The organism is Mycobacterium sp. 48b, from assembly GCF_048282725.1.
Taxonomy (GTDB): Bacteria; Actinomycetota; Actinomycetes; order Mycobacteriales; family Mycobacteriaceae; genus Mycobacterium.
Genome location: NZ_JBLVUL010000001.1, coordinates 5041831 through 5057292 on the forward strand (window position 1 = coordinate 5041831; position 15462 = coordinate 5057292).

General features: G+C 66.4%; 18 protein-coding genes. 8 read left to right on the forward strand and 10 right to left on the reverse strand.

Annotated elements, in window-relative coordinates:
• The first annotated feature begins 18 nt into the window (after positions 1 to 18).
• Positions 19 to 1425, forward strand: a complete 1407-nt coding sequence (locus ACNQR1_RS24620; RefSeq protein WP_418048287.1) for an APC family permease — start codon at positions 19 to 21, stop codon at positions 1423 to 1425.
• On the opposite strand, the gene ACNQR1_RS24625 is transcribed toward ACNQR1_RS24620, so the two are convergent.
• On the reverse strand, positions 1402 to 2604 hold the full coding sequence (locus ACNQR1_RS24625; protein ID WP_418048288.1) for a winged helix-turn-helix domain-containing protein: 1203 nt from the start codon (positions 2602 to 2604) through the stop codon (positions 1402 to 1404). The two genes, ACNQR1_RS24620 and ACNQR1_RS24625, sit on opposite strands and share 24 nt — an antisense overlap.
• A gap of 94 nt (positions 2605 to 2698) precedes the next feature.
• Between ACNQR1_RS24625 and ACNQR1_RS24630 the strand changes: the two genes are divergently transcribed.
• Positions 2699 to 3940, forward strand: a complete 1242-nt coding sequence (locus ACNQR1_RS24630) for a hypothetical protein (protein ID WP_418048289.1) — start codon at positions 2699 to 2701, stop codon at positions 3938 to 3940.
• Here the strand turns inward: ACNQR1_RS24630 and ACNQR1_RS24635 are convergent.
• Both ACNQR1_RS24635 and ACNQR1_RS24640 read right to left on the reverse strand, forming a co-directional pair.
• Entirely contained in the window at positions 3922 to 4428 is a 507-nt protein-coding gene (locus ACNQR1_RS24635; RefSeq protein WP_418048290.1) for a dihydrofolate reductase, read from the reverse strand. The two genes, ACNQR1_RS24630 and ACNQR1_RS24635, sit on opposite strands and share 19 nt — an antisense overlap.
• Entirely contained in the window at positions 4425 to 5225 is an 801-nt protein-coding gene (locus ACNQR1_RS24640) for a thymidylate synthase (protein ID WP_418048291.1), read from the reverse strand. Before ACNQR1_RS24640 ends, ACNQR1_RS24635 begins: the two co-directional genes overlap by 4 nt.
• 42 nt (positions 5226 to 5267) lie before the next feature.
• Between ACNQR1_RS24640 and ACNQR1_RS24645 the strand changes: the two genes are divergently transcribed.
• On the forward strand, positions 5268 to 6017 hold the full coding sequence (locus ACNQR1_RS24645) for a dienelactone hydrolase family protein (RefSeq protein WP_418048292.1): 750 nt from the start codon (positions 5268 to 5270) through the stop codon (positions 6015 to 6017).
• A 22-nt stretch (positions 6018 to 6039) separates the two neighbouring features.
• Positions 6040 to 6957: an HpcH/HpaI aldolase/citrate lyase family protein gene (locus ACNQR1_RS24650; RefSeq protein WP_418048293.1), complete on the forward strand. Its 918-nt coding sequence runs from the start codon at positions 6040 to 6042 to the stop codon at positions 6955 to 6957.
• 7 nt (positions 6958 to 6964) lie between these two features.
• Here ACNQR1_RS24650 and ACNQR1_RS24655 read toward each other — a convergent pair whose 3' ends face one another.
• The 5 genes from ACNQR1_RS24655 to ACNQR1_RS24675 form a co-directional block, all read right to left on the reverse strand.
• Positions 6965 to 7429 carry a hypothetical protein gene (locus tag ACNQR1_RS24655; protein WP_418048294.1) on the reverse strand — a complete coding sequence of 155 codons (465 nt, stop codon included), beginning with the start codon at positions 7427 to 7429 and terminating at the stop codon, positions 6965 to 6967.
• 13 nt (positions 7430 to 7442) lie between these two features.
• On the reverse strand, positions 7443 to 7898 hold the full coding sequence (locus ACNQR1_RS24660; RefSeq protein WP_418048295.1) for a flavodoxin family protein: 456 nt from the start codon (positions 7896 to 7898) through the stop codon (positions 7443 to 7445).
• Positions 7895 to 8365 carry a hypothetical protein gene (locus ACNQR1_RS24665; protein ID WP_418048296.1) on the reverse strand — a complete coding sequence of 157 codons (471 nt, stop codon included), beginning with the start codon at positions 8363 to 8365 and terminating at the stop codon, positions 7895 to 7897. Before ACNQR1_RS24665 ends, ACNQR1_RS24660 begins: the two co-directional genes overlap by 4 nt.
• Positions 8362 to 9099 (reverse strand): 4-hydroxy-tetrahydrodipicolinate reductase, encoded by a 738-nt coding sequence (dapB, locus tag ACNQR1_RS24670; protein ID WP_418048297.1) that lies wholly within the window; start codon positions 9097 to 9099, stop codon positions 8362 to 8364. The genes ACNQR1_RS24665 and dapB overlap by 4 nt, the downstream gene beginning before the upstream one ends.
• Positions 9100 to 9253: 154 nt before the next feature.
• The gene (locus tag ACNQR1_RS24675) at positions 9254 to 10405 is read right to left on the reverse strand and encodes an MCE family protein (protein WP_418050484.1); all 1152 of its coding nucleotides are present in this window, start codon (positions 10403 to 10405) and stop codon (positions 9254 to 9256) included.
• 433 nt (positions 10406 to 10838) lie between these two features.
• Between ACNQR1_RS24675 and ACNQR1_RS24680 the strand changes: the two genes are divergently transcribed.
• Entirely contained in the window at positions 10839 to 11609 is a 771-nt protein-coding gene (locus ACNQR1_RS24680; protein ID WP_418048298.1) for an META domain-containing protein, read from the forward strand.
• 2 nt (positions 11610 to 11611) lie between these two features.
• Here ACNQR1_RS24680 and ACNQR1_RS24685 read toward each other — a convergent pair whose 3' ends face one another.
• Positions 11612 to 12124, reverse strand: a complete 513-nt coding sequence (locus tag ACNQR1_RS24685; protein WP_418048299.1) for an Lrp/AsnC family transcriptional regulator — start codon at positions 12122 to 12124, stop codon at positions 11612 to 11614.
• A gap of 94 nt (positions 12125 to 12218) precedes the next feature.
• Between ACNQR1_RS24685 and ald the strand changes: the two genes are divergently transcribed.
• From ald to ACNQR1_RS24700, 3 genes are all read left to right on the forward strand, one after another.
• Positions 12219 to 13334 carry an alanine dehydrogenase gene (gene ald, locus ACNQR1_RS24690; protein ID WP_418048300.1) on the forward strand — a complete coding sequence of 372 codons (1116 nt, stop codon included), beginning with the start codon at positions 12219 to 12221 and terminating at the stop codon, positions 13332 to 13334.
• Between the two features lie 84 nt (positions 13335 to 13418).
• Positions 13419 to 13982: a DUF4334 domain-containing protein gene (locus tag ACNQR1_RS24695; protein WP_418050485.1), complete on the forward strand. Its 564-nt coding sequence runs from the start codon at positions 13419 to 13421 to the stop codon at positions 13980 to 13982.
• A 127-nt stretch (positions 13983 to 14109) separates the two neighbouring features.
• Positions 14110 to 14580 (forward strand): Hsp20/alpha crystallin family protein, encoded by a 471-nt coding sequence (locus ACNQR1_RS24700; protein ID WP_064884319.1) that lies wholly within the window; start codon positions 14110 to 14112, stop codon positions 14578 to 14580.
• Here the strand turns inward: ACNQR1_RS24700 and bla are convergent.
• A complete protein-coding gene (gene bla, locus ACNQR1_RS24705) occupies positions 14572 to 15456 on the reverse strand; it encodes a class A beta-lactamase (protein ID WP_418048301.1) in 885 nt (294 codons plus the stop codon). The two genes, ACNQR1_RS24700 and bla, sit on opposite strands and share 9 nt — an antisense overlap.
• Positions 15457 to 15462: the final 6 nt, after the last annotated feature.

The following is a 15462-nucleotide window of genomic DNA, read 5'->3' on the forward strand; positions in this document are numbered from 1 at the left end:
CGACTCGACAGGAACGTGATGGCAATCGAAGCGGCCGCCGCCCACCTCACCACCGGTGAAGGGCAACGCGATCTCGAATCATTCGGCTACAAGCAGGAACTCAGCCGCTCCGTCTCCACGGCAGACCTCATCGTCTACGGCCTGGTGTTCATGGTGCCCATCGCACCCTGGACCATCTTCGGCACGGTCTACAACAGCGCGTCGGGAATGGTGCCGCTGGTCTACCTGATCGGCCTGATCGCGATGGTGTTCACCGCACTGGCCTACTCCCAGATGGCCAAGTCGTTCCCGTTGGCCGGGTCGGTGTACTCCTATGTGGGCCGCGGTATCCACCCCGGCCTGGGCTTCTTCGCCGGATGGGCCATCCTGCTCGATTACCTGCTGATCCCCACCCTGCTCTACGTCTTCGCCGCCGAGTCGATGGTCGGACTCTTCCCGGGTACTCCGCGCTGGGTGTGGGCGATCGTCTTCGTGGTGGTGAACACGATCATCAACCTGCTCGGCGTGAGTTCGCTCAAGATCGTGAACCGCGTATTCCTCGCCGTGGAACTGGTTTTCGTCGTGCTGTTCGTGATCATCGCGGTGCGCGCCATCAACGGACAATCGCTGCCCGACGTCGGGTGGAGCGCACTGCCGATCTGGAACTCCGAGTTGGTCACCGCGCCGCTGATCGCGGCCGCACTGTCGATCGCGGTGCTGAGCTTCCTCGGCTTCGACGGCATCTCCACGCTGGCCGAGGAATCGACCGGCAAGAAGAACCCGGCCGGCCGCGCGATGATCGTCGCCCTGTTCGTGGTGGCGTTCCTGTTCATCACCCAGACCTGGCTGGCCAGCCTGCTGGCCGGGGGCCGCGAATCGTTCGGTGACGACGAGGTGGGCAACGCGTTCTTCCTGCTGGTGCAGGCCGCGTCGAGCACCGGCTGGATGAACGCGTTCTTCGTGGTCAATGTGCTGGCCGTCGGTTTCGCCAATGCGATGGCCGCCCAGGCCGCCACCAGCCGGTTGTTGTTCTCGATGAGCCGCGACCGCCAACTGCCCGCGTTCCTGTCCACGATCAGTTCCCGCAAGGTCCCGATCGCAGCCATCCTGGTGGTCAGCGCGCTGAGCCTGGTGCTGGTGCTGTTCTTCGTCGGCCAGATCGGATTGATCTCGTCGCTGGTGAATTTCGGTGCGCTGTTCGGCTTCTGCCTGCTGCATGCCTCGGTCATCTGGTACTACGTGGTGCGCCAGAAGTCCAGGAACTACCTGCTGCACCTCGTGGTGCCGACCATCGGCTTCCTGATCATCGGATACGTATTGATCAACGCCGACGCGCTGGCCAAGATCGGCGGCATCGTGTGGCTCGTGATCGGCGCGATCATCTTCGCCGCCAACATGATCCGAGGGCGCGGGGTCCCTGAACTAGCTGAGGATCCGGCGACGTAACGGCTCGGCGAGGTCGCCACGGCCCCCCACCTCGACCTCGCCCACCCCCAGCCACGACGCCATCGTCCTCAGCTCGACGGCCAGGGCCTCCGCCACCCGCGCGGGGTCCTGGCCGTCCTCCGTGAAGGCGCCCAGCACCTGCAGCGCGGCATCGGTGCGTTTGAGATCCACGCGCGCCACCAGCTCGCCGTCGAGCATGAACGGCCATACGTAGTAACCGAATTGGCGCTTGGGCGCCGGCGTGTAGATCTCGATCCGGTAGTGGAAACCGAACAACCGCTCCACCCGCGGCCGGAAGAAGATCAACGGGTCGAACGGGCACAGCAGCGCTGTCCCGCGGTCACGACGCGGCACGGTCTGGCCTGCCCGCAGATACGCCGGAACACCGTCGATGTCGACCGATTCCAGCTCCCCGTCGGCCACCAGTTTGGCGATCGCCGGCTTGACTTGCCTGGCCCCCATCCGGAAGTAGTCGCGGATATCGGCCTCGGTGCCGACGCCCAGCGCGGTCGCGGCCCGCAGCGCCAACTCGCGGACCGCCTCCTCGTCGTCGACCTGCCGGGCCAGCACCTCCGGTGGCAGCACCCGTTCGGTCAGGTCGTAGTGCCGGGCGAACCCGACGCGCGTCGCCGTCGTCAGGACCCCCGACGACCACAGCGCCTCGGCCACCCATTTGGTCTCGCTGCGGTCCCACCACGGCCCCTTCCTGCCGCGCGGCTCGGACTCCAGGTGGGCTTCGATCTGACCGGCGGTCGAAGGGCCGAGTTCGGCGATGGCGGCGACGATGTCCTCGGCCAGCTTGGGGTTCTTCCGGACGATCTCGGTGCCCCACCGGCCGTGGGTGTACTCCCGCATCCGCCACCGCAGCAGTGGCCAGTCCTCGACGGCCATCAGGGCGGCCTCGTGTGCCCAGTACTCCACCAGCAGCCGGGGCGAGCGCGCGCTGTGCGACCAAGCTGCCCGGTCCAGCGCGTCGCGGTCGTACGGTCCGAGGCGACTGAACACCGGTGCGTAATGTGCCCGCACCGCCACCGACACCGAATCCAGCTGCAGCACCTGAATCCGGGAGATCAGCTTGCGCAGATGCGCACGGGTGACCGGGCCGCGGGGTTTGGGGTCGTGAAACCCCTGCGCGGCGGCGGCGATGCGGCGGGCCTGTGCGGGGGTGAGTGTGGCCACTCTGCCATCGTCCCCTAGGGGACCGACAAGTAGCGGAGCGGATTGGAGCGACGGGCCCGACAAGTAGCGGAGCGGATTGGCGATACTGATCCGCGTGGCGTTCGACTGGGATGCGTTCGAGACCGAGTTGACCCTGGCCGCTGCGAATGCGGTCCGCCGGATGGTCGAGGCAGCCGATGCCGAGACGCCGTATGCCGAGGCGTTCAGCGAGTTCTACGCCGAGACCACCGGGGTGATCTACCTACCCAACCTCGCGCTGGCCACCGAAGAATCGGTCGACGACCCGGACTGCCGGTTCAGCCCGCCCGATTGGGAGTACCAGGATTACGAGTGGTCCGAAACCGATTCGCAGTGGGGTGAGCGGCTCTGTGCAGCCGTCACCGGGCTACCCCGTGCGCAGTGGGAGCAGGAATGGGACCGCTTCGCCGAGGCGATGCTGAACATCGCCGCCCGAACCCGTAGCGCGCTCGTCGCCGACGGAACCCTGGCCGACGACGCGGTGGTCTACCTCGACGACCGGGACGCCGATCTTCTCGTTCGTTCGTTGACCACCGACGAACTGCGGCGCCACTTCCCCGAATACGTCGCCGCGGCGGAGGCCGAACGAAACGTGCTCGCCATGCCGGTTGAGCAGCGGGTGGCGATTCTGGCAGCGGCGACAGGTCTCATCCCCGGCCCGGACGACGCACTCGGCCGCGAACGCGCGACCGCGCTCCTGCTCGACACCGGTCCGGCCGCCGTTCCGGTCGGGATTGCGGCGCTCGGCCGCACCGAGACCGCGTGGACAGGCGCCAAACTGCTCGCGGACCTGAACATCGCGACGGCCGAGGTGCTGGACGCGTTGTGGGCAGCACTGCCGCTGCGCGGCAACGGCCACGACTGGGTGGCCGCGGCGCTGGGGCGCCTCGGCGCCGGGCCGGAGGTGTTGGCACGCGAGGACCTGCCGGCCGGCAGCAGGTCGGCAGCAGTCGCCGCGCCGTACCGATCGTTCCGCGATCACGGCCGCGGACATCCGCCGCTGGAGTACACGCTGCTGGCCGCCGGGCTCGCGGATCCGTCTGTCGCGCCGATCGTGGCGGCGGACCTGGAGCCCGGACGTGGATACTGCACGCTCGACGCCGCCGACCTGCCCGGCGCCCGGCTCGGACTCGACCATTCCGAGCCCTTGATCCGCTGCCACGCGGTCGTCGTCATCGGCGATCTGATCGGGCCCATGGGACCCGGCGACCTGGACCGCGACGAGGTGAAGGCTCTGGAGAACCGGATCGACGAGTTGGCCGCCGAAGACCTCGACAGCGAGGTGCGCAGGTTGGCCGGCTACCGCGCGCGCACGTAGCTGCAGAATCGGTACCGCAGTCCCGAACTGCTCGTCAACCATTCGCCGGTGGTCTTCGTCCAGGATTCGTCGAGCTCAGGTGCCATCGCGTCGCCCTCGGCGGGTGGCAGGTCGATGTCGATCTCGGTCACCTCGCACCGGACCGCGAGCGGAAGTGCCTGTGCATAGATCTGCGCCCCGCCGATCACCCAACCACGGAAGACGTCGTCGAGCCCGGTCAGCACCTCGGCGCCCTCGGCCGCATATCCGGGATCGCGGGTGATGACGACGTTGCGCCGGCCCGGCAACGGGCGGACCTTGGCCGGCAGCGACTCCCAGGTCAGCCGGCCCATCACCACCGTCTGCCCGAGCGTGAGCTTCTTGAACCGGGCCTGATCCTCGGGCAGCTGCCACGGGATGTCGTTGGCTCGCCCGATGACACCCGAGGTGGACTGCGCCCAGATCATCGCCAGCTGCCGAAGATCGGCTGCCTTGTGTTCATCGGTCATACAGCGACTGGGGCCTTGATCCCGGGATGCGGATCGTAGTTGACGATCGCGATGTCCTCGTAGGTGTAGTCGAAGATCGAGTCTCGATGCGCCAGAACGAGTTCCGGATACGGACGGGGTTCCCGTCCGAGCTGCAGCGCCACCTGCTCGACGTGGTTGTCGTAGATGTGGCAGTCGCCACCCGTCCAGACGAACTCGCCGACCCCCAGCCCGGCCTGCGCGGCCATCATGTGGGTCAGCAGGGCATAGCTGGCGATGTTGAACGGCACGCCGAGGAACAGGTCCGCGCTGCGCTGATACAGCTGGCAGGACAACTTCCCGTCAGCCACATAGAACTGGAAGAAGGCGTGGCACGGCGGCAGCGCCATCTGCGGGATCTCGCCGACGTTCCACGCCGAGACAATGTTGCGCCGCGAATCGGGATCACGCTTGAGCAGATCGAGGGCATTCGAGATCTGGTCGATTTGCTCACCGGACGGGGTCGGCCACGAGCGCCACTGCACGCCGTAGACGGGACCGAGATCGCCTGTCTCACTGGCCCATTCATCCCAGATCGTCACGCCGTGATCTTGTAGCCACCGCACGTTCGAATCGCCGCGCAGGAACCACAGCAGCTCGTAGATCACCGATTTGGTGTGCACCTTCTTGGTGGTGATCAACGGAAAGCCGGCGGCCAGGTCGTAACGCATCTGGTGCCCGAACAGACTGCGGGTGCCGGTACCGGTGCGATCGGATTTCGCCACCCCCTGCTCGGTCACCTTCCGCAGCAGGTCCTCGTAGGGGGTCTGGATCGGCACACACTCAGCTTACGTGTCGCTGCGGGGAGTAGAACGGTAGCCATGCCGACCACCACAGACACGATCACCACCGCTGACGGCACCTGCCGCGTCACCATCGCCACGCCGGAGGGCGACGGCCCCTGGCCCGGGGTCGTGATGTTCCCCGATGCCGGCGGCCTGCGCCCGACCATGGAAGAGATGGCTGCCGAGCTGGCCGGATTCGGTTACGTCGTGCTGGTGCCCGACGTCTACTACCGAACCCCGGGCTGGGGCCCCTTCGACCTCAACACCGTGTTCACCGATCAGGAGCAGCGCAGGCAGCTCTTCGAGTTGATGGGCACTCTCACCCCGGAGGTCTTCGCCGCGGACGCCGAGGCGTTCTTCGACTACCTCGCGGGCCGGCCCGACGTCTCCGGCGACAAGTTCGGCACCACCGGCTACTGCATGGGCGGGCGGGCGTCGCTGATCGTGGCCACGCGGGTGCCCGAGCGGGTCGCGGCCGCGCTGTCCTTCCACGGCGGCAGGCTGGCCGTGGAGGACGATCCGGACAGCCCGCACCTGCTGGCCGACAAGATCCGGGCGACGGTCTACGTCGCCGCGGCCGAGAACGACGCCTCCTTCACCGAGGACGACGGCAAGAGGTTGGAGGACGCGCTGTCGGGCGCCGCCGTCGACCACACCATCGAGTTCTATCCCGCAGCGCACGGCTTTGCGGTACCCGACCACACGGCGGTGTACGACGAGGCCGCCGCAAAGCGGCACTGGGAGAACACCGAGCGGGTGTTCGGGGCCGCTTTCGCCCCGGCGTAGGCGGTAAGCGACGATTGACGGCGTGTATGACCAGCCCTTCTCCGACGAGTCCCATCCCACCGAGCCCGGGTTCCGAATCGACCCCGTACTGGCCCGGAGCTGGTTGCTGGTAAACGGCGCGCAGTATGAGCGGTTCGCCCCTGCGGCCCGCTCCCGCGCCGACATCGTCGTCCTCGACATCGAGGATGCGGTGGCCCCCAAGGACAAGGTGTCCGCGCGCGAGAAGGTGACCCGATGGCTGGGCGACGGCAACAGCGACTGGGTCCGGATCAACGGCTTCGGCACCCCGTGGTGGGCCGATGACCTGGAGATGTTGATCGGCACATCGGTCGGCGGCGTCATGCTGGCGATGGTGGAATCGGTGGATCACGTCACCGAGACCGCGCGCCGCCTGCCCGACGTGCCGATCGTCGCCTTGGTGGAGACCGCCCGCGGCCTGGAGCGGATCACCGAGATCGCCTCTGCCAAGGGAGCATTCCGGCTGGCGTTCGGCATCGGCGACTTCCGGCGCGACACCGGTTTCGGCGACAACCCAGCAACCCTGGCGTATGCGCGGTCGCGGTTCACCATCGCCGCCAAGGCGGCCGGGCTCCCCGGCGCCATCGACGGACCCACCGTGGGGTCAAGTGCGCTGCGGCTGTCAGAGGCCACGGCGGTCTCCGCCGAGTTCGGCATGACCGGCAAGATCTGCCTGACGCCCGACCAGTGCCCGACCGTCAACGAGGGCCTGGCACCGTCTCAGGACGAGATCAGCTGGGCCAAGGAGTTTTTCGCCGAGTTCCAGCGTGACGGCGGGGAGATCCGCAACGGGTCGGACCTACCCCGGATCGCCCGGGCCAACAAGATCCTGGATCTGGCCAGGGCGTACGGCATCCACGAACCCGAGTACAGCGACGATCCGGACCACGTGCCGGCCCCGTCCGACACGTACCACTACTGAGGTTCGCTCAGGCCTGAGGTTTGGGGTCGTTGCGGTGCAGGAAGGTGTTGACGGCGCGGACTATTCCGCGCCCGGCATAGATGCCCGCGGCGACGGACACGATGATCATCGCGATGAACATCACCAGCCAGTTGGACCGGCTGTGACTGACGTTCCACCAGATGAACGTGAACAGCAGCGCACAGACGAAAACCACGATGTCCCGCCAGTTCCCACGGTAGGACATCGCGGCTTCACGGATTTCGCGACTGCGATCACTCGCATCGATCAAGCCGTCGATCCGTTCGTCGATGCTGGCCTTGAGCCGAGCTTTCCGTTCGACGTCTTCGGCGGGCAACCGGTCCAGCAGATCGAGATCCTTGGTGATCATGCCGCGGATGTCCGGCGGCTTGAGGTTGCCTGCGATCACCCCGAGCATCGCACCACCGGCGATGGGCGCGGCTCCGAGTGCAAGTTCGGCAATCCCCGGCATAGCTGTCCTCTCGTCAGTCCATCAGAGTGGCAGCCAGCGTGCCGCCCAACTCGTAGGCGCGTTCCCGGACGGATCCGTCCACCACTCCCGTAACTTCAAGCACGTCAGCCGCTTTGACCAACGCCAGCCCGGTCACCAACTTGTCGACCGCGCTCACCGCACCGACCGTGTCGTTGTTGCCGTGCACCCACAGCCCGTACGGACGCCCGGCCACATGATCGAGACTCGGGTAGTACACCGTATCGAAGAAGTGCTTCAGCGCACCGCTCATGTAGCCGAAATTGGCTGTGGTGCCGAAAAGGTAGCCGTCAGCGGAGAGCATGTCGGTGACGGTTGCAGCCAACGCGGGCTTCGATTCGATCGTGACACCCGAGATGTCCGGATCGTGCGTTCCGGCCAGCACTGCTTCCAGGAGCTCTCGCGTCGCCGGAGACGGCGTGTGATGCACCACCAGCAGTGTCTTGGTCATGCCGGGCGTTGCTCCTGCATCCGCACCGCGGTACGCATGGTCTCGCGCGCGCGGCCGCGGTCACCGGCGAAGTCATAGGCCCGGGCCAGCCGGTACCAGCGAACCCAGTTGTCCGGGTCGGCCTCCAGTTCGGCCTTGACCGTGATGAACAATTCGTCGGCGGCATCGCGTTCGATGCGCCCCGACGGCCGCGTCGGCAGCTCGCTGACGTCGAGTTCCATTCCCTGCTCACGTGCCAGGCGGGCCAACCGCTGGTGCGCCAGACCCGCACGCAATGTGGTGACCAGGACCCAGACACCGATCAGCGGGAACGCCAGCAGCGCGACACCCAGTCCGATCGCGGCCGGCTCCCCCGAGGTGATGAAGACGAACGCGGCGCGTCCCAGCATCAGGAAGTAGACGATCAGCGCCAGGCACATGAAGCCGATCACCAGTTGGATGCGCAGCGACCGCGCGCCGTCACTCACGACAGATCGAGCAGCGGTTCAATGCCGATGGTCAAACCCGGCCGCTCGGCGATCTTGCGCACGGCCAGCAGTACACCCGGCACGAACGAGGACCGGTCCAGGCTGTCGTGCCGGATCGTCAGCGTCTCACCCTGGGTTCCGAACAGCACCTCCTGATGGGCGACCAGCCCGGCCAGTCGCACCGAGTGCACCGGCACGCCGTCCACGTCAGCGCCACGGGCGCCGTCGAGTCCGGTGCTGGTGGCGTCCGGGTTGGGCGGCATGCCTTTTCGCGCCTCGGCGATGAGCTTTGCGGTGCGTGCGGCGGTGCCCGACGGCGCATCGGCCTTGTGCGGATGGTGCAATTCGATGATCTCGACCGATTCGAAGTAGCGCGCCGCCTGTTGGGCGAAGTGCATCGAGAGCACGGCGCCGATGGCGAAGTTCGGCGCGATCAGCACCGCGGCCTCGGGCTTCTCCTTGAGCCAGGCCTCGACCTGTTCGATGCGCTCCCAGGTGAATCCGGTGGTGCCGACGACCGCGTGAATGCCGTTGTCGATGAGGAACTTCAGGTTGTCCATCACCACATCGGGATGGGTGAAGTCGATGACCGCGTCGGTCTTGGTGTCGGTGAGCAACGTCAACGGGTCGCCCACATCGACCCCGGTCGAAAATGTCAGATCCTCCGCGGATTCGACCGCGTGCACCATGGTCGCGCCGACTTTGCCCTTAGCCCCGAGAACACCAACTCGCATGGTTGGGAGCCTACTGCCCATGCTTGCCGGCGGTATCGGGCCGGTTGCAGACAACGTCGACCTCGTTTGTCACTGCACCCACAACCGTCGAATCTGCCGTGATGTCGAACGAACGTTTGAATCGTGGAACGGCTGGTCGGCCCTTGGGCTCGACCTAGGGGTTGATGGTGTTCTCGCCGACCTGACGGCCCCACACGTACTCGGAAACCAGCGGCTGGCCCATCTCGAGGTGGTTGTACGGGGCGATGGAGGCACCGGTATCCATCACCAGGTACGGCGCCGGCCAGAGGTCCTTGGTGACCGGCTGCCAGCAGCCGGGCCGGCCCTCGGGCCCGCCCTTGGCGTTGACCCGCGGCAGGTTGTCGGGATAGACGTACGGGTTGCCCACGCCGATCAGGAAGTCATGCAGCTCAAGGGCGTAGCCGTTGCGGGTCTGGGCGGCGAACTTCGGAGCGGCCTCCGCATAGTTGCGGACAGAACACGCCAACGCCGGGCTGTTGCGGTCCAGCATCTCGCTGCCCGGCAGCAGGTCCTGGGCGCCGCGCACCAGATAGGGCCCGCCGCGCTCGAAGATGTCCCCGCCGGTGTTGCCGAAGCCCACCGCGGCCACCAACGCCTGATCCAGATTCCCGCGCTGCTCGTTGAGCGTGCGCGCCGTGGTGACCGCATTGGTCAGACCATCGAACAGATCCGGACCCGCATTGGCATACACCTCACCCAGATCGGCCAATCCAGCGATGTCACGGCGAATCTGAGGCATACGCGGATTGAGATCGCTCAAGATGTCATTGCCGTTGACGATCGACTGACCGAACTTGTCACCCAACCCATCCAGAGCCTGAGCGGTCGCGGTCAACGTCTGATTCAGCTTGATCGGGTCGATCTGCTCGGAGATCGCGGTGATCGTCTCGAACAGGGTGTTGAACTCCGTGGTCACGCCCTGCGCGCGGATCGGCGTACCCGGCGTCAACCGGTTCGGCGACGGATTGGACGGCGACAGGAACGAGATGTACTTGTTGCCGAACACCGTCGTGGCCCGCAGCTCGGCGGTCACGTTCTCCGGGATCAGCTTCAGGTACTGAGGCTTGACGTCCAAGGTCAGCTTGGCCTCGGGGTTGTCGTCGACGGTGACGACATCGATCGACGCCAACCGACCGATCGGCACACCGTTGAAGGTGACCTTCGAACCCGGATCCATCGACAGACCAGCCCGACCGGACAACACGGTCAGCTGCGTCTTCTCCTCGAAAACGCCCCGGAACTGCATCCACGTCAACGTCAGCACCGAAACCAGCACGATGATCATCCCCGCGCTCGCTGTCTTGTACGGCGGGTCGTACCGCCAGTGCTTGAACCGCCGATCGGGCCGGACCCGCGATGTCGCGCCGGATGAGGCCACGCGCAAACCTCCAACTTGTTGACGCGGCCAACCAGTTGGTCAGCAGCCAGCGAGTGAGCGAGCAGAACTCTCGCAAACGATCAGAGACGACTGCAACTGCAAGGCGCCGAGTGCGGCAAACATCAAATTGCGACCGCAGCAAGGCGTGCGTCACATCGCGTGGGTAGAAGTAACTGAGGTAACGTCCCGCTCGCCGGCCCCGGCAACTGGATCACCCGCACCAACGGACAGGGCCGGCGCGGGCGTCGATGCGAGTCAGAACGACGGTGAAATTGAACTGTCAGGCAACCTGATTGCGAGTACGCGCAGCGCACATGCATTCGCCATCTACGGTGGAACGATGCGTCTGATCCCGCTGGTACCGTTCGCCGTCGCTGTTCTCGCGTTCATGGGCTGCTCGGACAACGCGGCCGCGGACGCGGCCGACCTCAACGGCCGCACGTTTGTGTCGGAGAAGGTCGAAGGCGACCAGATCCCGGGCGGCGGGCCGCTGACCGTCGGTTTCGACGGGAAACTGATCAGCACCTTCGCCGGCTGTAACCATGGTTCGGGCACCGCCGATCTGGCCGACGGCCGGATCACCACCCAACTGGCCATGACGATGATGGCCTGCGCGCCACCGGTCGGCGATTCGGATGCGTGGGTTTCGAAGTTCTTCGACGCCAAGCCGACCTGGTCCCTGTCCGGCGACGCCCTGACGTTGCGAACGGACGCCGCGACCGTCACGTTGCGGGACAAGAAGGTGGCCGACCCGGATCGTCCGCTCACCGGCACCACCTGGCAGGTCACGAGCCTGGTGTCGGCGCAGGCGGTCACCACCTCCGTCGCGCTCGAACAGTCCACGCCGACGCTGACCATCGCCGACGACGGCGCCGTCAGTGGCTCGACCGGATGCAACCGGATCACCGGCCGTGCAACCGTTTCCGGGTCGCCGGCCGTCATCGAGTTCGGTCCGCTTGCTACCACCCGGATGGCCTGCGCACCGGAGGTCGGCGAGGTCGAACAGGCCGTGTTGCGGGTGCTCAAGGGCACGGTCCAGACCGCCATCGACGCCGACGAGCTGAAGCTCTCCGCCACCGACGGCAACGGGCTGGTCCTGCGGGCGCAGTGACCTCAGAGCGGTGATGCCCCGCGCAGATGCTCGAAGATCAGCGAGGTCTGTGTGCCCGCGACATCGGCGTCGGCATTGAGGTGCTCCACCACGAACGCCCGTAGATCCTCGGTATCCCGAGCGGCCACGTGCAGGATGAAATCGTCTCCCCCGGCCAGGAAGTACACGTCCATCACCTGCGGCAGTCGGCGGATATGGGCGATGAAGTTGCGGATCTTGCCGCGCGCGTTCGACTGCAGGCTGACCGAGATCATCGCCTGCAGGCTCAGCCCCACGGCCGCCGGATCGATGTCGGTATAGAAGCCCCGGATCACTCCGATCTCCTGGAGCCTGCGGACCCGACCGTGACAGGTCGAGGCGGCGACACCGACCGCGTCGGCCAGCGCGCTGTTGGATATCCGGGCGTCGGCGTGCAGTACCAGCAGGATGCGACGGTCCACCTCGTCGAGTTCAGGCCGAACATCCTTCGGCGAACGGGTCGCGCGGCCCGGCGAGTTTGACGATTCTTCCGGCATTCGATGACTGTAACGAATATTAAACGGAGATATTGCTCATTAATCGACGTTTCTTCACACTTATTTTCAGCACCCCAACATTGAAGGAGCGATCATGCTCGTCGGTATCCCGACCGAGATCAAGAACAACGAGTACCGCGTGGCGATCACCCCGGCAGGCGTCGCCGAACTGACCCGACGCGGCCACGACGTGATCATTCAGGCCGGCGCGGGCGAAGGCTCGGCCATCACCGACAACGACTTCAAGGCCGCAGGCGCCCAGATCGTCACCACCGCCGATCAGGTCTGGGCCGATGCCGAACTGCTCCTCAAGGTCAAAGAACCCATCGCGGCCGAGTACTCGCGCATGCGCAAGGGCCAGACCCTGTTCACCTACCTGCACCTGGCGGCATCCAAGGAATGCACCGATGCGCTGCTCGCCTCGGGCACCACGTCGATCGCCTACGAGACGGTGCAGACGGCTGATGGCGCGCTGCCGCTGCTGGCCCCGATGAGCGAGGTCGCCGGCCGGCTGTCCGCACAGGTCGGTTCCTACCACCTGATGCGCACCCAGGGCGGCCGCGGCGTACTGATGGGCGGCGTGCCCGGTGTGGCACCGGCCGAGGTCGTCGTCATCGGCGGTGGCGTCGCAGGCTACAACGCCGCCCGCATCGCCAAGGGCATGGGCGCCCACGTCACGGTGTTCGACCTGAACATCAACACACTGCGCAAGATCGACAACGAGAACAACGGAAGCATCGAGACCCGTTACTCGTCGTCGCTCGAGCTGGAAGAGGCCGTCAAGAAGGCCGACCTGGTGATCGGCGCGGTGCTGATCCCCGGCGCCAAGGCCCCCAAGCTGGTCACCAATTCGACCGTGGCCCATATGAAGCCGGGCGCGGTGCTGGTCGACATCGCCATCGACCAGGGTGGCTGTTTCGAGGATTCTCGGCCCACCACCCACGACGACCCGACGTTCGCCGTTCACGACACGGTGTTCTACTGCGTGGCCAACATGCCCGGCTCGGTGCCGCGCACGTCGACGTTCGCGCTGACCAACGCCACCATGCCGTACGTGCTCAAGCTGGCCGACAAGGGCTGGCAGGCAGCCTGCGCGAGCGACCCGGCGCTGGCCAAGGGCCTCTCGACCCACGAAGGCGGACTGCTGTCCGAGCAGGTCGCCATGGATCTCGACCTGCCGTTCACCGATCCGGCGCCGTTCCTGGCGTAAGAAGAACACCTCGCGATCGCCCGGCCGAACCCTCGGCCGGGCGATCTGCACTCCCGAGGCCACCATAATTGACACGTGTCAAGTATGGTGGCGTCCATGCTGCAGCAGTTGTTCCCCACCGTTCCGATGACCACCAGTGAGGCGCTGGACGTCTTCGACGCGGCCGCGGCCGTCGAGCCCGAGTTCATGCTCGGCACCTGGCACGGTGCCGAGTTGCCCACCGGGCATCCGATGGATGGCCTGCTGGAAGCCAGTGGCTGGTGGGGTAAGCAGTTCGTCGACGGCGAGACCGTTCACCCGCTGCTGTTCCCCGCCGCGAACGGATCATCGCTGTGGGCCCTGAACCCGGCGCCGGCATTCGGCGGCCTCGCGGTGTCGACCAAGATCCCCCTGCTTCGGAACCGGTCGATGACGGCGCCGATCGCGGCGTTGCGGCCACTGCTGCAGACCCGCGCGCCCAAGGCCAGGTTGCGCACCACCCGCTACCGCGGAGTGGACACCGCGACGATGGTGTACGACCAGCTGCCCATCAACGACGTATTCCGGCGACTGACCGACGACGCCGTGATCGGGGCGATGGACCTGCGGAACTCTCGCGCGCCGTATTTCTTCGTCCTGCAGCGCGACGACTCGATGCGGGTGACCTAGCAGCCACGCGTACGCGCGCTGTTCACCACGCATTCGGCCAGTGGCTCCACGTCAGTGCTTGGATCGAAAGGGCAAGCGTTACAAGGCCTTTTCCTCCGATCGACGTTCCAGGACTGAGGAGTCACCCATGGTCAACCTGCCCGTCGCGCACCAGCCTCGCCCGTTGCTGCCCGAACTCTCGGAGTTCTTCGCCGGGATCACCCCGTTCCCCCGCCTGCGGCCGATCTTCGAGCGCAACCTCATGCGCATCGAGGACGAGGTCACCGAGGACCACTACGAGCTGCGCGCCGAGATCCCCGGCATCGACCCGGCCAACGACGTCCAGATCACCGTGGCCGACGGCCAGCTGACGGTTAAGGCCGAGCGTTCGGAGCGCGCCGACACCACCGCCCGGTCGGAGTTCTCCTACGGCTCGTTCCTGCGCACCGTGACGCTGCCTGCCGAGGCCGACGAGGACAACATCACCGCCGGCTACGAGCGTGGCATCCTGACCGTACGCGTGCCGTTGTCGCAGAACCCCGCCGGCGCCCGCCAGATCGCGATCCAGGACACCGAGAACGGCTCGACGGCAATCGAATCCGCCGAGCACTCAGAGTAGCGACGGCAGGATCAGCGCCGTCAACTCACCGATGAGCGGACGCAGGTTGTCGGCCTTCGGGTCGTCGGCCTGCGACCGCGTCATCACCGCCAACAGCAACCGTTGGCCGTTCGGCCCGTAGGCGATCCCGACGTCGTTGGTGCTGCCGTAATCACCGCTGCCGGTCTTGTCGGCGGTGGTCCAGCCCTCGGGAAGCCCCGCACGCACGCTCGAGGTCTGATTGGCCCGCATCCAGTCCTCCAACTGGCGGCGCTGCGTTGGGCTCAGCGCGTCACCGGCCAGCACCGCGCGGTACCCGAGCGCCAACGCAGCCGGGGTGGAGGTATCCCTCGGGTCACCGGGTATCGCCGAGTTCAGCTCGACCTCCCAGCGATCCAACCGCGTGCGCTCGTCTCCGATGCTGCGGGCGAAGGCGGTGATGCCGGCCGGTCCGTCGATCGTCTTCAGCAGCAGGTTGCCCGCGGTGTTGTCACTTCGCTGCAGCGCTGCCTGGCACAACTCCGCCAGCGTCATCTCGGCACCGGCGTGGGTCTCGGTGACCGGAGAGTTCGGCACGATCGCCTCCGGATCGACGAACACCCGGTTGTCCAGCGAAATCTGGCGGCGCCCGACCATCTGCAACACCCGCGCGGCGGCGTAGCCCTTGAACGTCGAGCACATCGCGAACATCTCGTCGGGTCGGTGCACGAGCGTCCGACCGGAATCCAGATTGGCCGCGTGCAAGCCGATCAGGGCGTTGTCGCGACGTTCCAGTTCGGCGATCTGGTCGTCGACCGGGACCGCGAGGGCCGGTGCGGCGTTACCCACCCCGGCACCGGCGGCAGCCGCCGCCACGAGCGAACCGATCAGAACATTGCGTCGCGAGAGTCCGGTCATCGGACC